This is a genomic window from Mesorhizobium sp. WSM2240, from assembly GCF_040438645.1.
Classification (GTDB): domain Bacteria; phylum Pseudomonadota; class Alphaproteobacteria; order Rhizobiales; family Rhizobiaceae; genus Allomesorhizobium.
The window spans coordinates 4,765,999-4,783,855 of sequence record NZ_CP159253.1; the positions used below are offsets into that span (position 1 = coordinate 4,765,999).

Sequence of the window (17,857 nt, forward strand, 5' to 3'; positions counted from 1 at the left end):
GAATTTCGTGTGGGACCGCGCTGGCGTTTGCGCATGCCCAAAATTTAGGCACATGGGCGAAAATCGCGGCAGCGAAGCGCTTCCTATCCATACCGGCTCAACCCGAGCTCGCTCACATCGATCTCAGGACGACGGCCGGAGATGATGTCGGCGAGCATGCGGCCCGAACCGCAGGCCATGGTCCAGCCCAGCGTGCCATGGCCTGTGTTGAGGAACAGCCCCCCAATGCCGCTTTCGCCGATTATCGGCGGGCCGTCCGGCGTCATCGGCCTCAAGCCGCACCAGAATTTTGCGTCCTTGAGTGAACCGCCGTTCGGAAAAAGCTCGCCGACCGAATGCTCAAGCGTGTCGCGGCGTGCCTCGTGGAGCCTCAGATCGTAGCCGGAGATCTCGGCCGTACCGCCGGCGCGGATGCGGCCGCCGAGTCTCGTGATCGCGACCTTGTAGCTCTCGTCCATGACGGTCGAGACCGGTGCGCCGTCAGGATCGGTGATCGGCACGGTGATCGAATAGCCCTTGACCGGATAGACCGGGACCGAAAGCCCGAGCGGCTTCAGGATCAGCGGCGAATAGCTGCCCAGCGCCACGACATAGGCATCCGCGGTCAATAGCCCGGCGCTGGTCGCAACGCCGGTCACGGCGTTGCCTTCGACGACGATCCGCTCGATCGCGGTCTCGAAGCGGAACTTCACACCGCGCCCGGCGCACATAGCTGCCAGCCGTTCGGTAAACATCTGGCAGTCGCCGGTCTCGTCGCCGGGAAGACGGAGGCCGCCCTTGATCTTTTCGCGCACTTGGGCGAGCGCCGGCTCGGCCGCGATGCAGCCAGCCGGATCGAGCACCTCGAACGGCACGCCGAACTGTTTCAGCACCTCGATGTCGCCGCCGGTGCCGTCGACCTGCGCCTGCGTGCGGAACAATTGGAGCGTCCCGCGGCTGCGCTCATCATAGGCAATGCCGGTTTCCCGGCGCAGTTCACGCAGGCTGTCGCGGCTGTATTCTGCGATCGGCACCATGCGGGCCTTGTTGACGGCGTAGCGGGCAGAGGTGCAATTGCGCAGCATCTTCAGGAGCCACGACCACATCGCCGGGTCTAATTTCGGCCGCACCACCAGCGGGCCGTGCCGCATCAGAAGCCATTTGATCGCCTTCAGCGGGATGCCGGGGCCGGCCCAAGGCGAGGAATAGCCGGGAGAAACCTCGCCGGCATTGGCGAAGCTCGTTTCGAGCGCCGGCCCGCTGCAGCGGTCGATCACCTCGACTTCGTGCCCCGCCTGCGCGAGGTAATAAGCGGTGGTGACGCCGATCACCCCGCCGCCCAGAACCAGAACCTTCACTCGTCAAAACCCCTCTATCTGTCCTCGGCTACGGCAAAGCCGCTCACCCGCCCTCGTAGATGCGGTGAAAGCGGCTGCCGAGCCCGGTCAGGATCTCGTAGCCGATCGTGCCGGCCAGCGCGGCGACATCGTCCACCGTTTGATGCGCGCCGATCAGTTCGACCGCATCGCCCGCGCGTAGCGTGCCGGCCGGCAGCGCCGAAATGTCCAGAACGATGCTGTCCATCGACACGCGGCCGGCGAAGGGCAAGGGCACGCCGTCATGGAAAGCGCGCGACGCCGCATGCCTCGGCCAGCCATCGGCGTAACCGAGCGAGATGGTGGCGACGCTCAAGCCGCCGCCGGCGCGATAGGAATGGCCGTAGCCGACGCCGGCGCCCTCCTCCAGCGTTCGCGTCTGGATAACCTTGGCAGCAAGGCTCACGACCTGCCGCATCGGGTTCGGTTTGTAGGGCGTCGGATTGACGCCGTAGAGCGCTGCACCCGGCCGGGCGAGGTCGAAATGAATGCCGCCGCCGAGAAATATGCCGGAGGAATTGGCGAGTGAAGCCGGCGCCGGCGGAAGCTTCGCCCGCAGCGCTTCGAAGTTGCGGAGCTGCAGGGCATTCGCCGGGCTGCCGGGTTCGTCGGCGCAGGCGAGATGGCTCATGACAAGCTTCAGCTCGATCCCGTCCAGCGCGGCAGGATCAGCGGTGATCGCATCAACCTCCGAGGGCGAAAGGCCGAGCCGCGACATGCCGCTGTCTACCTGGAGAGCGGCGGGCAGCGCTTTGCCGAGACGGCGGGATGTGTCGCGCCAAGCATAAAGTTGCTCAATGCCGTTGAGAACGGGGATCAGTCCGGCGGCCGCGCACTGCGCTTCCGCGCCGGGAGGGATGCCGTTCAAAATGTAGATGGCGACGTTCCGCCCGACCGCGCGCTCAAGTTCGATGCCTTCCGCCACATGGGCGACGAAGAACGTATCGCAGCCATCCTCCATCAAGGATTTCGCGACCTGCGCCGCGCCCAGCCCATAGCCGTTTGCCTTGACCACGGCAGCGCATCGGCCGCGCGTCAGCCGGCTCCGGAGCGTGCGGTAATTTTGCCGGATCGCGCCAAGGTCAATGGAAAGGATCGCACCGGCCTGGTTTACGTCCGGCGTTTCGGATGAGTTTTGCACGTCAAGCGTCCGCTTCCCGCAGCTTTCGCAGCCTCAATAATGATCCAGCGCTTTCAACGCAATGTCTCGCGGCAGAATTGCTAAACTATGCAAAACTTCGTTATTTCACACCTCAACAGCAACAGAATTCTCCTCAAGCAACGCATTGAACCATTGTTTCTTGCGCAGATACTCGTTCAGTCCGCCAGATGCCGGAAGGCTCCGACCACTTCTTCATAGACCTTGCGCTTGAACGGCACGATCAGGCCGGTCAGTTCGTCCATCCTCTTCCAGTCCCAGCGGTCGAATTCGGGCGAGTGGCCGCCGGGCGGCGGGTTGATGCGAATCTCACTCACGTCGCCGTGGAAGCGGAAGGCGAACCATTTTTGCCTCTGGCCGCGGTACTTTCCCTTCCAGACGATGCCGACAAGTTCGGGGGGCAGGTCATAGTTGATCCAGTCCGGCGTCTCGGCGAGCAGCTTCAGGCTTTCCATGCCCGTTTCCTCAAAGAGCTCGCGGCGCGCGGCCTCCAGGGGTTCCTCGCCGGCATCGATGCCGCCTTGCGGCATCTGCCAGAGCTGATGCGAAGTCGCCATTTCGCCGTCGGGCTCGGCAAGGCGATGCCCAACCCAAACGCGGCCCTCGGCATTCAGCACCATGGCCCCGACACAGGGCCGATATGGAAGATCCTCGGCCCTGACGTTGCGCTTTTTTTGCATGGTCAACCTCGTTCCGGATCTGTCGTCAGCGCGGAAACGGGAACGATCTCGATGCCGCGCTTCTTCGCCTCCCGCGCCCAGGAAGCGACCGCATCGACGGTAACGTCGAATGCCGAGCCGGTGCCGATGGCATAGCCCTTGGCGCGCGCCGTGCGTTCAAGCTCGTCGAGCCTCTTCAGTATTTCGCCTCGATTGCGGACCGCATCGATGGCCGTGTCGCCGACCGCGAAGGGAACGCGGTTCTTCAGGGCGAGTTCGGGCGCCACGCTGCGCGCCGTCGAGCCGTCGTCGAGATAGAGAAGGCCGCGCTTGCCGATCTCGGCGAGGAAAGGGCCCATGGCCGAGGCGTCCGCCGAGAAGCGCGCGCCCATATAGTTCATCACGCCGGTATAATTGGTGGTGCGCGACAGCGCCCAGTGCAGATTCTTCAGGTTCTCCGCCGTCGCCGCGTCCACCGTCAGCGTGTTGCGGCCCGGATTGACATTGGGGAAGTCGAACGGCTCTAGCGGCACTTGCATCATGATCTCGTGGCCGGTGCGGCGCGCCTCCTGCATCCAGCGGCCGATGCTGTTGCCCTGCGGCGCAAAGGCCAGCGTGATCTCGCCGGGCAGCTTGCCGATCGCTTCCTGCGTGCCGGTCTGCGACAGGCCGAGGCCGCCGATCACGATGGCAACGCGTGCGCCGCGCGTTCCGGACCATGGCCGGGCGTAGACATCTACGGGACGCCTGCCGTCCTCGCCGCGCACCGGCAGCGGACCGGTCTCGCTCTGTTCGATCAGCGCCTTGTCGGGAAGGTGCGCGACCCGCAGATTCTGGCCGATCTCCGACGGGTCGCGAATAATGACGACGCCCTTGCCGGCGCCGTCGGGCGGATTGACGTTGATGATCGAGGGCCCGTCGGGAACAGCCGCCGGCTTGACCGGCGCGGCAGCGACCTCAGATGCGTTCGATTGCGCCGGCGCTTCGGCCTGTGGGGTCGAAACCACAATCGCCGCCGGATTGCGGAAAGGCCTTTCGCGCAGCGCGATGGCGCCGGAAAAGGCGACGACGCACAGCGCCGCAGTAACTGCTGCGACCTGCCCGACGCGGAAATGCGGCCACACCCGGCGCGCCGGGCGCACCGCCTGCCCGAGAGGGCGTTCGATGTCCTTGTCTTCTGGCGTCACGCCAAATCCCCCGCCGGCGGAACAGTCCCTGAATCAAACTGCCGGAACCTTACGGTCCCGGCAGCAACGCATTGCACAAGTGAACTCCGAGTTACCGCCGACCCATTCTGCCGGACGAAAGCACGGAAACCGCGCCAGACGACCGGCCGAAGAGTAGCAGCCAATCTTACTGGTTCATCACGGCCTTTTCCGGATTGGGCGGAAACGCCGGATCCGTCTTCTCGCCGCGCAGCAGCTCGAGCGCATACTGGAGCTGGATGTCGTCCTTGGGCTCCGGCGGCACATAGGCTGCCGAACCCGAACCCTCGTCGCTCTCCTCCACGCCCTTGATATGCCCTTTCAGGTCGGACTCGCCACGGGAAACATCACGGCCCTGCAGCTCTTCCGGCAGCGGCTGCTCGACCTTGATGTCGGGTGCGATGCCCTTGCCCTGGATCGATTTGCCGGCCGGCGTGTAGTAGAGCGCGGTCGTCAGGCGCAGCGCGCCGTTCTCGGCGAGCGGGATGATCGTCTGGACCGAGCCCTTGCCGAACGAGGTCGTGCCGACCACGGTCGCGCGGCGGTGATCCTGCAGCGCACCGGCGACGATTTCCGACGCGCTGGCCGAACCGCCATTGACGAGCACGACCAGCGGCTTGCCGTCGATCATGTCGCCAGGACGCGAATCGAAGCGGGTGATGTCCTTCGGATCGCGGCCACGGGTCGAAACTATCTCGCCGCGGTCGAGGAAAGTGTCGGAGACGCTGACCGCCTGGTCGAGCAGACCGCCAGGGTTCAGGCGCAGGTCGAGCACATAGCCCTTGAGCTTGTCGTCCGGCACCTGGCTCTTGATCGAATTGATCGCGGTTTCCAGATCGTCGAAGGTCTTCTCGGTGAACGAGGTGATCTTCATGTAGCCGACATCGTTCTCTACGCGGAACTTAACCGCCTTCACCTTGATGATGTCACGCACGATGGTGATATCGATCGGCTTGTCGGCGCCTTCGCGCAGGATGGTCAGCTTGATCGGCGTGTTGACCAGGCCGCGCATCTTTTCGACGGCGTCGCTCAGCGTCAGACCACGTACTTGCTCGCCATCGATCTCAGTAATGAAATCGCCAGCGCGCACGCCGGCCTTGGCGGCCGGGGTGTCGTCGATCGGCGTAATGACCTTGACCAGCTCGTTTTCCATGGTGACCTCGATGCCGAGGCCGCCGAACTCACCCTTGGTCTGGACCCGCATGTCCTTGGCGGCGTCCGGATTGAGATATGAGGAATGCGGATCGAGCGAGGTCAGCATGCCGTTGATGGCGTTTTCCACCAGCGACTTCTCCTCGGGCGGGGTCACATACTGTGCCCGCACGCGCTCGAAAATGTCGCCGAAGATCGCCAGCTGACGATAAGTATCCGAGCCCGCCGCGTTGGCTGTCGAACCGGGCGCGCCATAGACAAGGCTCATGGCGGATGCGCCCATCAGCGCACCGGCAAACAGAAGCGACAATTTACGTACCATTTCCTGTCCTTCCAGAAAGACGCTCCGCCCACCACGGGGCCGGATCGACGGGTTTTCCATCCTTGCGGAACTCAATATAGAGTTCCGGCGCGGTATTTGCACTTGCAGCCGAGGCGTTAGCCACCCTGGCTTCCCCCATCGCTCCGATCGGTTCGCCGGCTAGGACGGACTGACCGAGAGTGACGTTGATTCTGCTCATGCCCGCCAGAACCACATGATAGCCGTCTCCGGCATCCAGGATCAAGAGTTGTCCATACGAACGGAACGGCCCCGCATAAAGAACACTGCCATCGGCAGGCGCGGTGACGATGGCTCCCGATTGTGTCGCAACCATGTCGCCGAGCATCACGCCGCCGTTACCATCCTTGGCGCCGAAACGCCGCTTCATGCGGCCCGCGACCGGCATCGCCACCTGCCCTCGAAGCGACGCGAAAGGCGCGGCGGAAAGCAGCCGATTGGCATCGGGCAGGGCTGCGATTTCAGCCTCGCGCTCGGCCTTTTCCTTCTCGGCCTCGCGCCGCGCCTCTTCGGCCAGGCGGTTTTCCTCAGCCTGCTTTTCCAGCGCCGCGATCAGGTCCTTGAGGCTCGACGCCTTAGCGGCGAGCTGCTCGGACTTGCGCTGCTCCTCGGCGAGCGCGGTTTCGGCTTCGCTCTGCAGCTTCTGCTTCTCCCGGAGAAGGAGGTTCAGCCGCTCCTTTTCGGCGACCTGCTCGCCGATGGATGCCACGAGACGGCCGCGCTCGGCCTCGATGGAAGCTGAAAGCCGCATCATCTCCTTCATATCGGCCAGCAAGATGTCGGTCTCCGCACGCAGTTCCGGCACCACGGCGCCGAGCAGGATGGCGCTGCGCACTGAAGACAGTGCGTCTTCCGGCTTTACCAGGATCGCCGGCGGCGGGTTCAGGCCCATGCGCTGCAACGCGCCAAGCACCTCGGCGAGCACGCCGCGCCGGGCGCTCAGCGAACGCCTTATGCCGTCCTCCTGGTCCTTCAGCGCTTCCAGCCTGCCGGTGATGTCGTCTATGTCCTGGCTGAGCTTCTGCTCGGTCTTGGCCGACTGGATAAGGCTGGCGGTTATCGAGGCATGATCCTTTTTGACGTCCGCGATCTCGGCCGCGAGTTCTTCCAGCCGCTCGGCCGAAAGCTCGGATTCGCGCAGCACGCGCTCATATTCCGCGCGCCGCAGATCGGGCGCTGCCGCTTCGGGAACGCGGTTCTGGCCATGGGCGAAACCTGCGGCAAGCAGCAGCATCGCGGCGGCAAAGATGCCGCGGCGCAGAAGCTCCGCTTTCCGTCCCTTCACCATCATCACAATTCGCGCCACATGCCGCCCGGATTCTATCGGCTCGTTCGTTAACGCACCATCAACCATAGCGACAGGGGCAAGACACGCTTTTGACGAAACACAGCGAGGTCAAGCCCGATGGTAGGGATGGCCCGACAGTATGGTGGCGGCGCGGTAAAGCTGCTCGGCAAGCATGATGCGGACAAGCTGATGCGGCCATGTCATCGCGCCGAACGACAGGACCAAGGCCGCCTGTTCGCGCAACGAAGCCTCGTGACCGTCCGCCCCGCCTATGGCGATGACGAGGTCGCGCCGGCCATCGTCGCGCATCGAACCGATCTTTCGGGCGAATTCCTCGGATGAAAGGCTCTTGCCGCGTTCGTCGAGCAGGATCAGGGAAGTGCCGGGGCCAAGCTGCGCCTGAAGCCTCTGCGCTTCCTCGCGGCGACGCTCGCCGGCGGTCTGGGCGCGGCTTTCCGCGATCTCCGCCACGCCGGAAAATTCAAGGCCCAGCGCCGGGCCGCTTTTGGAAAAGCGGTCAAAATAGCGCTCGGCCAATTCCTTGTCGGGGCCGGACTTCATCCGGCCCACGGCATGTACGGCTATGCGCATCCTGTCCCGGCCGTGAACGGTTCAGTGAACCGTTTCTTCCTCGAGATCCGGCGTCTGCCACATCTTTTCGAGATTGTAGAATTCGCGGACTTCGGGACGGAAGACATGGACGATGATATCGCCTGAATCGATCAGAACCCAGTCGGCGCCCGCCAGGCCTTCGACGCGCGCAGTGCCGAGGCCGGCATCCTTGAGCGCCGTAAGCAGTTGGTCGGCAACCGCCGCGACATGACGGTGGGAACGGCCCGAAGCGACGACCATGTAGTCACCGAGGCTCGATTTCCGCTGAATGTCGATGGAGACGATATTTTCGGCCTTGGAGTCTTCCAGACTGGCAAGGACGGTGTCGAGGGCGCGGGACACGGCTGCGTTTCCGCTAATCCCGGCCGGCGAAGGCATGACTACTGCCTTCTTCCGTAGTGCTGTTCTCAGTGTCTTTCCTTTCGAAACAGGAACAACCAACATCCGCATTATTGCGGAATAATGAATAGATAGGCAGAGTCGGGTAACAGTTTCAAGACGCGGGCCTGCAAAGTACGACCAGCGATGGGACAGCGGTCATCGCGACCCTCTCGACAAACAAGAAACTCATCGCGTTCCAATTGTTACCGAGGGATCAGCCGCCGGATGAGACAATCATGGATATGAATCCCCAGGACGCCATGCTCGCCTTTGAGACCGGACTTGCCCGAATAACGGCGCTGCTGGTTTCGTACTCGCTTTCTGTCGTCGGCGGGGTAGTCCTTCTTGTCGTCGGCTATATCGTCGCCGGACTAGCCGAACGTTACCTGCTTTCGGGCTTAAGCCGAATTCACGGCTTCGATCCAACGCTTTGCCGGTTCTTTTCGAAGCTTGCCCGCTATGCCGTCCTTACGCTGGTCGCGGTCATGGTGCTCGGCCAGCTCGGCGTTCAGACGGCTTCGATTATCGCCGCAATTGGTACCGTCGGCCTGGCGATAGGGCTTGCGCTGCAAGGAACGCTTCAAAACATTGCCGCCGGCATCATGCTGCTTGTGCTCAGACCGTTCCGCATCGGCGAGGATGTCGAGATCGGGGCGATAGCAGGAACGATCGAGGAAATAGGGCTCTTTGCAACGCGGCTACGGACAGCGGACGGGTTTACATGCTCGCGCCGAACTCGACGTTGTGGAACCAGCCTGTCAGAAATTTTTCCCGCAATGGCATCTGGCGCAACGACCTGACCATCCGTATCGGCAATGACCAAGATGTCGATAGGATTCGAAAAAGGCTTGTCGACCTTGCCGTCTCTGACGGGCGCATCAGGAAAGAGCTGCCGCCCACCGCGCTGGTGACCGAACTCGGGGACGATCGTGTCGGCATCACCTTGCGCTACTGGACGTCAACCGCCGACTTCGCCGCCACCAAGCTGGATTTGAACAGACGTGTGAAGTCGGCTCTCGACGAGGAACCCAGCCGGTCAGACGCCACCAGATCGCCTGCCGAGACATAGACGGGAAGGCCGGCTCATTCCGGCTTTGGATCCTCAGAAGAAAAGGCGAGTTCGACCGGCAGCGGCGCCTGCGCGGTCATCGGCGAATAGCCGACTGCGGTTGCGTCGGCGACCCGCTCCGTGGTGAGCACGCGCCAGGCGACGAAAAGGCAGAATGCGGCGCCTATCGCGACGGCGACATACATGAAGGATTGCGTGCCGTAGACTGCGGTAAGCACCGTTCCCAGCCCGGGCACGAGGAACCCCGACAGCGACCAGGCAAACAGCATCGTCGAAGACAGGGTGACTAGATCGTCCTTGGAGGCGCGGTCGTTGGCGTGCGCGCTCGACAGCGAGTAGATGGATTCGCTCGACCCGCTCCACACGACATAGATCGCGATCATGATAGCCAGCGCGCTGCCGTCCATGCGGCTCGCGACGATGCCGGCCAGGACGACGAGCAGCGACGCCGCAATCAGCACATAGCGCCGGTCGGTGCGATCGGACGCCCAGCCGAGCGGAATCTGGAACAGCAGCGTGCCGAGCGGCATGGCGAACATCAGCGTCGCCACCTCCTGCTGAGAATAGCCCTTTGCGGTGGCGTGGATCGGCGCGAAACCGGCGACCATCATCGACAGGCCGCCCACGGCCAGCATGCCGGCCATGCCGACGGGCGAGATGCGCCACGCACGCCCGAGCGCCACGGAAGCGGATTCAGGCGGAGGCGGCGGCCGCAGCCTCGTCAGCCCGACCGGAAGGATCGACAGGGCTGTGAAGGCGATGCCGATCAGCGGCGCACCCGAAGTCGTTATGTCGATGAAGCTCAACATGTACGAGCCAACACCCAGCCCGACGATGTAGCTGACATAGAAGATTGCCATAACCCGGCCGCGGATCGAATTGGCGACGACGTCGTTCAGCCAGCTCTGCGCCACGATGAACACGCCGCTGATGGCGAAGCCGTATAGCGCTCGGGCAACAATCCACAGCACCGGATAGGTGCCGGCGCCCACGAGGGCGTTGGAGAGCACGATCAGCGCCGAAAACACCATGAAGGCGCGAGCGTGGCCGACGCGGCGTACGATGCGTCCGGTCAGCAGGCAGCCGGCCATGCCGCCGGCCGACAGGCCGGTCAGGATGCTCCCGGCCCAGGTCGGCGGGAATCCTTCCGCGCCGAGCCGCACCGGTATGTAGGCGAACATCAATCCGTTGCCGACGGCGACCAGCGCAAGCGCCACGATGACGCTTGCGACCGCGATTGCCGGGGCCGGCGCATCGCGGACCTCGGTCTCGGTTGTCTGTATCTGGTGCGCGGCGTCCATGTCGAGGCGAGCTTGCCCGCAGCACGGGGATCAGGAAGCGTCAAATACGACATCGGCGCGCGGCTGGCGCGCTGGACCGCCGGATTGGCGAGCCTGGATCATCCCGGCGTGTTTTTGGCCTTCGCTCCATTGCGGATGGCGGTGGATGAAAGCGAGGAGCGCGGTCCGTGGATGAAGGTCCAGGCAGGCGCTTTCATGCGCGCAAGCCGCGGCGCGTCCGCCTCGTCGATGCGGGCATAGTCGAACGTTTTGGCCACCACGGATGACAAAAATGACAGGGTCGAGCCTGGCCGATCGATGACTGCGATCGGAAAAGTTAGCGCGATCTGCCGCCAGCGCTGCCAATGATGGAAATCGCGCAGATTGTCCGCGCCCATGATCCAGACGAAATCGACGCCGGGATTGCGCGCCTTGATCAGCGCCAGCGTATCGGCTGTGTAGCGGACATTGTGGCGCGCCTCGAAGGCTGTGACCTTGACGCGCGGATCCCGGGCGACCGCTTCGGAAAGCTTCAGGCGCTCGGAGAGCGCCGAAAGCTCGCTGGTTTTCTTCAGCGGGTTGCCGGGTGTGACGATCCACCAGAGCTGGTTGAGGCGCAACCGCCTGAGCGCGATTTCGGCGACCAGCGCATGGCCGCGATGCGGCGGGTTGAACGAGCCGCCGAACAGGCCGACCGCCATGCCCTTTTCGGCATGCGGCATCTTTAGATGCCAGTGCGCGACGCCGGGGTAGAGTGGAGCGTCCCGGTTCAAAGCAGGCAGGTAATGTTGAGATGGGAGTGCTGCCCCTCATCCGCCTGCCGGAAAGGAAGAGCGCCGGATATCACGCCCGCACCTGCCCCGAACCGCGCACCCGGTACTTGAACGAGGTCAGCTGCTCAACGCCGACGGGCCCGCGCGCGTGCATCTTGCCGGTGGCGATGCCGATCTCCGCGCCCATGCCGAATTCTCCGCCGTCGGCGAATTGCGTCGAGGCATTATGCAGCAGGATAGCCGAGTCGATCTCGTTGAAGAACCGTTCGACGGCTCGCTCGTCCTCCGCGATAATCGCCTCGGTGTGGTGCGAGGAATATGTTTCTATATGCTCGATTGCGCCTGAAACGCCGTCGACGAGCTTCACCGCGATGATGGCATCGAGATATTCGGTGAACCAGTCGGCCTCTGTCGCCGGCCTAGCATCCCCAAAGGCAGCAAGCACATCCGTGTCGGCATGGATCTCACAGCCTGCCGCTCTCAGCGCTTCCAGCACCGGAACGAGATGCGTCGACGCGGCTGCCCGGTCGACGAGCAGCGTCTCGGCCGCGCCGCAGATTCCGGTGCGCCGCATCTTGGCGTTGACCGCAATGGCGACCGCCATGTCGAGCTTGGCCGATTTGTCGATGTAGAGGTGACAAATGCCTTCGAGATGAGCGAAGACCGGCACGCGCGCCTCGTTCTGCACGCGCTCGACCAGGCTCCGGCCGCCGCGCGGGACGATCACGTCGAGATTGCCGGAAAGCCCCTTCAGCATCTCGCCGACCGCGGCGCGATCGGTGGTCGGCACAAGCTGGATCGCGTCGGCCGGCAGCCTCGCGGCCTTCAGACCCTCCACTAGACAGGCGTGGATCGCCGCCGACGAGTTCAGCGAATCCGAGCCGCCGCGCAGTATCACCGGATTGCCGGCCTTGAGGCAGAGCGCGCCCGCATCGGCTGTCACATTGGGCCGGCTTTCATAGATCACGCCGACGACACCGAGCGGCGTGCGCACCCGCTCAATGTGCAGACCGTTCGGCCGGTCCCATTCGGCGATAACTTCGCCGACCGGGTCGCGGAGTTCGGCGATAGCCCTTATTCCGTCAGCCATGTCGCGAATGCGGGCCGGCGTCAGCGTCAGCCGATCCATGAACGATGCGCCGAGACGGGCCTTTTCGCCATTTTTCAGATCGATTGCGTTGGCGGCCAGAATCTTGTCCTCGCCGCGCAGAATGGCATCGGCCATTCCGATCAACGCCGCATGCTTGCGCTCCGCACTTGCGATGGCCAATGGCCGCGCTGCCGCTCGCGCCCGGCGGCCGATATCGGCCATCAGGGCGGCGGTGTCCTCGCGAGATTTATCATGCGTCGTCAGCATGGCTCATCCTTCCGCTCGGGCTGCTTCCACCGGTTCGCGCAGGCTCACCACCAGATCGTCGCGATGGATCATCGCCGAGCGCGCCTCGTAGCCCAGCACGGCCTCGATCTCGGCCGTCTTCAACCCGGCAATCCTTACGGCATCGGCGGCGTCGTACGCAACAAGCCCGCGCGCCATCTCGCGGCCTTCGGGCGTGAGGATCGCCACCGTGTCGCCACGCGAAAAATTGCCGCTGACCAGTTTCACGCCGGCCGGCAGCAGCGATTTGCCCGAGAGCAGCGCTCCGACCGCGCCGGCGTCGACCGTCAGCCTTCCCGCCGGCTCGAGCTGCCCCGCGATCCAGCTCTTGTAGCCTTTGACCGGATTGGCGCTCGGCCTGAACCAGGTCGCCCGCTCGCCGCGCTCGATCGCCATCAGCGGCGAGAGCCTTGTGCCCGAGGTGATGATCATCGCGGTGCCCGCGGCCGTCGCGATCTTGCCGGCGTCGAGTTTCGTGCGCATGCCGCCGCGCGACAGCTCAGAGGCCGCCGCGCCCGCCATCGCCTCGATTTCGGGAGTGATGCGCTCGACGACCGGAATGAATTCTGCCGACGGGTCCTGTGCAGGCGGCGCGGTGTAGAGGCCATCGATGTCGGACAGGAGCACCAGAAGGTCAGCGCCCATCATGGTCGCCACGCGCGCCGCCAGCCGGTCATTGTCGCCGTAGCGGATCTCGGACGTCGCAACCGTGTCGTTCTCGTTGATGACCGGCACCGCCTTCATCTTGAGCAGCGTCGAGATCGTCGCGCGCGCGTTCAGATAGCGGCGGCGCTCCTCGGTATCGCCGAGCGTCACCAGCACCTGGCCGGATCTCAGGCCGCAGCGCGCCAGCGCCTCCGACCACGCGCCGGCAAGTTCGATCTGCCCGACAGCGGCCGCCGCCTGGCTTTCCTCCAGTTTCAGCGCCCGCTTGCCGAGGCCGAGTACGGTGCGCCCGAGCGCGATGGCGCCGGAGGAGACGACCAGCACGTCTACCCCGCCTGCGGCGAGTGTGGAAACATCTTCGGCCAGCGAGGCAAGCCACTCGCGCTTCACCCCGGCGGTGCGATCGACGAGCAGCGCCGAGCCGATCTTGACGGTTATGCGCCGGTATTTTTTCAGAGACTGCATTGCCGACCTATTTCTGCCAGCGGGTATCGACTTCGGCGGGAGCTTCCGCTTCGCGGGCACCATGGACTTCGGCCATGAGCGCGCGCAGCACCGGCTCCACACTCTCACCTGTCACCGCTGACATGATGAACGGCGTCTGCCCGCTTGCCCGCTTCAGCGCCGCAAGCTTCTTCTTGCGCGCGTCCGCGTCCAGCGTGTCGGCCTGGCTCAGCGCCACGATCTCCGGCTTGTCGGCCAAGCCTCCGCCATACGCTTCGAGCTCCGCGCGCACCGTCTTGTATGCCCTTGCCGGGCTTTCTTCCTGCGCCGAGACCAGGTGCAGCAGCACCCGCGTTCGCTCGACATGGCCGAGGAAGCGGTCGCCGATGCCGACGCCCTCATGCGCGCCCTCGATCAGGCCGGGGATGTCGGCGATGACGAATTCGCGGGCGTCGACGCGCGCCACGCCGAGATTGGGGTGCAGCGTCGTGAACGGATAGTCGGCGATTTTGGGCTTGGCCGCGGTGACCGCCGCCAGGAAAGTCGACTTGCCGGCATTGGGCAGGCCGACGACGCCGGCATCGGCGATCAGCTTCAGCCTCAGCCAGATGGTCTTTTCCTCGCCCGGCAGGCCAGGGTTGGCGCGGCGCGGCGCCTGGTTGGTCGAGGTCTTGAAGTGCTGGTTGCCGAAGCCGCCATTGCCGCCGGCTGCGAGGCGATAGCGCTGGCCGACCTCGGTCAGGTCGCAGATCAGCGTCTCATTGTCTTCCTCATAGACCTGCGTGCCAGCCGGCACCTTCAGCACCACGTCGGCTCCCTTTGCGCCCGTGCGGTTGCGGCCCATGCCATGCACGCCGGTCTTGGCGCGGAAATGCTGCTGGTAGCGGTAGTCGATCAGCGTGTTCAGCCCGTCGACGGCCTCGATCCAGACGTCGCCGCCGCGGCCGCCATCGCCGCCGTCCGGTCCGCCGAACTCGATGAACTTCTCGCGCCGGAACGAGACGCTGCCCGCGCCGCCGTCGCCGGAGCGTATGTAAACCTTGGCCTGATCGAGAAATTTCATCGGATTGACAGCTTGCGCCTGTTTCTGGTCTTGGAACGGACTGCTCTAGCGCAAGCGGCACCCGAGCGCGAGAGCGGAATTATGGGGAGCGGGCCGAGGAACATGCCATGAAATGCGTGAGCTACAATATCCAGTACGGCATCGGGCTCGACGACCGCTACGACATCGCGCGCATCGCCGACGCCGTGCGCGGCGCCGATGTGATCGCGCTGCAGGAGGTGTCGCGCAACAATCCCAAGAACCAGGGCCACGACATGGTGTTGGAGATCCGCGCCGCCCTGCCCGGCTATTTTTCCGTCTACGGTCCCAATTTCGAGGCCGATATCGGCTCGCATGTGAAGGACGGACAGGCGGTGAACGTCATGTTCCAGTTCGGCAATATGGTGCTGTCGAAATCGCCGATCCGCCTTTCGCGCAATCTGCTCCTGCCGCGCACCCGCTCCTACGGATATACGAACTTCCAACGCGGCGCGCTGGAGGCGCTGATCGACACGCCGCTCGGGCCGGTCCGCTTCTATTCCACCCATCTCGACCACCGCAGCCCCGAAGAACGGCTGGCGCAAACTCGTTTCCTGCGCGAGCGGCTGCTTAGTTACCCGCTGGAAGGCGGAGCGCTGAGCGGGCTCTCGGAAATGGGGTTCCCCGAGCCGCCACATGCCGAAGCCTTTGTCGTCATGGGCGACTTCAACATGCTTGCGGGCTCTTCCGAATATCTGGAGATGACCGGCCGGGCAGATCATGAATTCGGCATGCCGTTGATCGCCACCCGCCCGGCCGACGCGGCCGCCCGGGTCTCGGCGGGCGAGCCGGCGACGACCTGGGTCGACCCGAAATGCCCGGAGGACAAGAGCCGCTGGAAGCGCATAGACTATGCCTTCGTCAGCGCCGGCCTGGTGGGCGGCATGCGCCGCAGCTGGGTGGACCACACTGCGACCGGCTCCGATCATCAGCCGCTGTGGATCGAACTGGAGTGAGCGGCCGGCGCGATCACGCCGGCCGTAACGCCGCTCACCGTCCCCAGGTCCGCAGGCTGACCCAGGTCTTGCGGTCGAGCCGGTAGCGCTCCACCGGTACCTGGCCAGCGACGATCGAGTTCAGCATGCCCTGGCCGGAATACTGGAAGCCGCATTTGTGGATGACGCGGCGCGACGCCGGGTTGATGACCCGGCACGAGACGTGCAGCACGTTGATGCCGGTGGCGCGGAAGGCGAGGTCGACCAGCGCATGCGCGGCCTCTGTCGCATAGCCGCGCTTCCAGTAGGGTTCGCCGATCCAGTAGCCGAGTTCGAGACCGCGCTCGGTGCTGTTCAGGCCGGCGCAGCCGATGAATGCGCCACTGTCGGCGAGCGTCACCGCATAAACGGCTCCCGCCGCCTGCTTTTCGGCCGATCTGGCGATGAAGGCGTGCGCCTCCGCCTCGCCGTAAGGGTGCGGCATGCGCCCCAGCATCTCGGCGACGCGGCGGTTGTCGGCCAGCACGGCGAGTTCGGCCGCGTCGTCGGCGTGCGGCGGGCGCAGCACCAGCCGCTCGGTGACCAGAACCGGGCAGTCTATCGACAGACTTTCGCCTTCGAAGTCTTCACTTTCGGCAACCATTTTAGTCCTCCAGAAAAAACAAAGAAAAAGGGAGATGGCGGCCCATCTCCCCTGATCCTTTTTCTGGACTGTCCAGACACCGGTCCCCGAGATGGGTCGCCGGTGTTCTAGTCGCGGAACCGGCTACTCCGCTGCCTTCGTCATCGGGTTCACCGATACGTACGTGCGGCCATTGGCTTTCTTTCGGAACGCGACTGCGCCGGCTTCGAGCGCAAAAAGGGTGTGGTCCGTGCCAATGCCGACATTCGTGCCGGGATGCCACTTGGTGCCGCGTTGACGAATAATAATGTTGCCCGGAACGACGGCTTCGCCGCCGAACTTCTTCACGCCGAGGCGCTTGGATTCCGAATCGCGACCGTTGCGCGACGAACCGCCAGCTTTCTTATGTGCCATTGCTGTTCTCCTTCAGTCCCGAGCTTATTCTTTTTCCGCCGAAGCTGCAGCCTTTTTCGGCGCAGCCTTCTTGGCGGGCTTTTCGGCGGCTTCCGCTTCCGGAGCCGCTTCCTTCTTGGCGGCGGCCTTCTTGGCCGGCTTGGCGCCACCGGTCAGGATCTCTGCGATCCGGATGGTGGTTTCATGCTGGCGATGGCCGTGCTTGCGGCGCGAATTCTGGCGGCGGCGCTTCTTGAAGGCAATGACGGTCTTGGCGCGGCCCTGCTGGACCACTTCCGCCGTGACGGTCGCGCCTTCGACGAACGGCGCGCCGAACGTCGCATTCTCGCCTTCGCCGAAAGCCAGGACTTCGCCGAATTCGATGATATCGCCGGCTTCGCCGGCAAGTTTCTCGACCTTGATCAGGTCGTTGGCGGCGACGCGATACTGCTTGCCGCCCGTTTTGATGACTGCGAACATTTTTTGCCTTTCGCTGTTCGGTCCGGCTTTCAAACGCGCAAAGGCGATCTGGCCGTCTTTTTGTCAGTCTGCGGGGTTCAAAGTACAACCGGCGCGGAGAGGCCCCCACGCCGGAATGCTGCGTGCGTAGCCGATGGCTTTGGCGAAGTCAAGGCGAACGGCAAATTTGCAGCCGATTGGGCCTTGTATCGGCGGCCTCCAGCCGTTATCTAGTGCGCCGCGCCGGCAACGGCCGACCATCACCCGGAGAGGTGGCAGAGTGGTCGAATGCACCGCACTCGAAATGCGGCATGGGTGCAAGCCCATCGGGGGTTCGAATCCCTCCCTCTCCGCCAGATGAGCGAGCTAAGCAGCTAAAAAACAACCATAAATTTCAGCACGGCTATTATCTCCCCACTTTCAACCCCACTAACGCCTTTCGCTCAGAAGCTTTGAGCGGCTTTGCACGGCAATGTCGGCTAAGAATACAGGGGCCCGTAATCCTCCCCTCACCATTACTTCGCGGCACGATCCGACAGCGCCAAAAGAGGACGCTAACCTTTGCCAGGGGTGAGAGGGCGATACTGCGTCTATCTACGGTGCTCGGGT

General features: G+C 64.1%; 19 protein-coding genes and 1 tRNA gene. 4 read left to right on the forward strand and 16 right to left on the reverse strand.

What is annotated here, in order from left to right:
• Window positions 1-83: 83 nt before the first annotated feature.
• The 8 genes from ABVK50_RS23620 to rsfS form a co-directional block, all read right to left on the reverse strand.
• Window positions 84-1,337 (reverse strand): D-amino acid dehydrogenase, encoded by a 1,254-nt coding sequence (locus ABVK50_RS23620; protein ID WP_353644268.1) that lies wholly within the window; start codon window positions 1,335-1,337, stop codon window positions 84-86.
• 43 nt (window positions 1,338-1,380) lie between these two features.
• On the reverse strand, window positions 1,381-2,496 hold the full coding sequence (gene alr / locus ABVK50_RS23625) for an alanine racemase (protein WP_353644267.1): 1,116 nt from the start codon (window positions 2,494-2,496) through the stop codon (window positions 1,381-1,383).
• 176 nt (window positions 2,497-2,672) lie between these two features.
• Window positions 2,673-3,194, reverse strand: a complete 522-nt coding sequence (locus ABVK50_RS23630; protein WP_353644266.1) for an RNA pyrophosphohydrolase — start codon at window positions 3,192-3,194, stop codon at window positions 2,673-2,675.
• Window positions 3,195-3,196: 2 nt separating this feature from the next.
• On the reverse strand, window positions 3,197-4,360 hold the full coding sequence (locus ABVK50_RS23635) for a divergent polysaccharide deacetylase family protein (protein ID WP_353644265.1): 1,164 nt from the start codon (window positions 4,358-4,360) through the stop codon (window positions 3,197-3,199).
• A gap of 166 nt (window positions 4,361-4,526) precedes the next feature.
• The gene (locus ABVK50_RS23640; RefSeq protein WP_353644264.1) at window positions 4,527-5,852 is read right to left on the reverse strand and encodes a S41 family peptidase; all 1,326 of its coding nucleotides are present in this window, start codon (window positions 5,850-5,852) and stop codon (window positions 4,527-4,529) included.
• A complete protein-coding gene (locus ABVK50_RS23645) occupies window positions 5,842-7,161 on the reverse strand; it encodes a murein hydrolase activator EnvC (protein WP_353645836.1) in 1,320 nt (439 codons plus the stop codon). Before ABVK50_RS23645 ends, ABVK50_RS23640 begins: the two co-directional genes overlap by 11 nt.
• Window positions 7,162-7,266: 105 nt before the next feature.
• Window positions 7,267-7,749: a 23S rRNA (pseudouridine(1915)-N(3))-methyltransferase RlmH gene (rlmH, locus tag ABVK50_RS23650; protein ID WP_353644263.1), complete on the reverse strand. Its 483-nt coding sequence runs from the start codon at window positions 7,747-7,749 to the stop codon at window positions 7,267-7,269.
• Window positions 7,750-7,770: 21 nt separating this feature from the next.
• Window positions 7,771-8,148, reverse strand: coding sequence for a ribosome silencing factor (gene rsfS / locus ABVK50_RS23655; protein ID WP_353644262.1), 378 nt, complete (start codon window positions 8,146-8,148; stop codon window positions 7,771-7,773).
• A gap of 239 nt (window positions 8,149-8,387) precedes the next feature.
• Here rsfS and ABVK50_RS23660 point away from each other — a divergent pair, with 239 nt between their 5' ends.
• Window positions 8,388-8,951: a mechanosensitive ion channel domain-containing protein gene (locus ABVK50_RS23660; protein WP_353644261.1), complete on the forward strand. Its 564-nt coding sequence runs from the start codon at window positions 8,388-8,390 to the stop codon at window positions 8,949-8,951.
• The gene (locus ABVK50_RS23665) at window positions 8,873-9,220 is read left to right on the forward strand and encodes a hypothetical protein (protein ID WP_353644260.1); all 348 of its coding nucleotides are present in this window, start codon (window positions 8,873-8,875) and stop codon (window positions 9,218-9,220) included. The genes ABVK50_RS23660 and ABVK50_RS23665 overlap by 79 nt, the downstream gene beginning before the upstream one ends.
• 14 nt (window positions 9,221-9,234) lie before the next feature.
• Here the strand turns inward: ABVK50_RS23665 and ABVK50_RS23670 are convergent, their stop codons facing one another.
• From ABVK50_RS23670 to obgE, 5 genes are all read right to left on the reverse strand, one after another.
• Complete coding sequence (locus ABVK50_RS23670; protein ID WP_353644259.1) at window positions 9,235-10,521, reverse strand: MFS transporter; 1,287 nt, start codon at window positions 10,519-10,521, stop codon at window positions 9,235-9,237.
• Between the two features lie 98 nt (window positions 10,522-10,619).
• On the reverse strand, window positions 10,620-11,222 hold the full coding sequence (locus ABVK50_RS23675; protein WP_353644258.1) for a nicotinate-nucleotide adenylyltransferase: 603 nt from the start codon (window positions 11,220-11,222) through the stop codon (window positions 10,620-10,622).
• Window positions 11,223-11,343: 121 nt separating this feature from the next.
• Complete coding sequence (locus tag ABVK50_RS23680) at window positions 11,344-12,630, reverse strand: glutamate-5-semialdehyde dehydrogenase (RefSeq protein WP_353644257.1); 1,287 nt, start codon at window positions 12,628-12,630, stop codon at window positions 11,344-11,346.
• 3 nt (window positions 12,631-12,633) lie between these two features.
• The gene (gene proB, locus ABVK50_RS23685) at window positions 12,634-13,779 is read right to left on the reverse strand and encodes a glutamate 5-kinase (RefSeq protein ID WP_353644256.1); all 1,146 of its coding nucleotides are present in this window, start codon (window positions 13,777-13,779) and stop codon (window positions 12,634-12,636) included.
• A 7-nt stretch (window positions 13,780-13,786) separates the two neighbouring features.
• Window positions 13,787-14,821, reverse strand: coding sequence for a GTPase ObgE (obgE, locus tag ABVK50_RS23690; RefSeq protein WP_353644255.1), 1,035 nt, complete (start codon window positions 14,819-14,821; stop codon window positions 13,787-13,789).
• 107 nt (window positions 14,822-14,928) lie between these two features.
• Between obgE and ABVK50_RS23695 the strand changes: the two genes are divergently transcribed.
• Window positions 14,929-15,795 (forward strand): endonuclease/exonuclease/phosphatase family protein, encoded by an 867-nt coding sequence (locus tag ABVK50_RS23695; protein WP_353644254.1) that lies wholly within the window; start codon window positions 14,929-14,931, stop codon window positions 15,793-15,795.
• A gap of 34 nt (window positions 15,796-15,829) precedes the next feature.
• On the opposite strand, the gene ABVK50_RS23700 is transcribed toward ABVK50_RS23695, so the two are convergent.
• From ABVK50_RS23700 to rplU, 3 genes are all read right to left on the reverse strand, one after another.
• Window positions 15,830-16,417 carry a GNAT family N-acetyltransferase gene (locus tag ABVK50_RS23700; RefSeq protein ID WP_353644253.1) on the reverse strand — a complete coding sequence of 196 codons (588 nt, stop codon included), beginning with the start codon at window positions 16,415-16,417 and terminating at the stop codon, window positions 15,830-15,832.
• A 123-nt stretch (window positions 16,418-16,540) separates the two neighbouring features.
• Complete coding sequence (rpmA, locus tag ABVK50_RS23705; RefSeq protein ID WP_165021958.1) at window positions 16,541-16,810, reverse strand: 50S ribosomal protein L27; 270 nt, start codon at window positions 16,808-16,810, stop codon at window positions 16,541-16,543.
• Window positions 16,811-16,834: 24 nt separating this feature from the next.
• The gene (gene rplU, locus ABVK50_RS23710; RefSeq protein WP_353644252.1) at window positions 16,835-17,269 is read right to left on the reverse strand and encodes a 50S ribosomal protein L21; all 435 of its coding nucleotides are present in this window, start codon (window positions 17,267-17,269) and stop codon (window positions 16,835-16,837) included.
• Between the two features lie 245 nt (window positions 17,270-17,514).
• On the opposite strand from rplU, the gene ABVK50_RS23715 reads away from it, so the two are divergent.
• Window positions 17,515-17,604 (forward strand) — tRNA-Ser (locus ABVK50_RS23715).
• The last annotated feature ends 253 nt before the right edge of the window (window positions 17,605-17,857 follow it).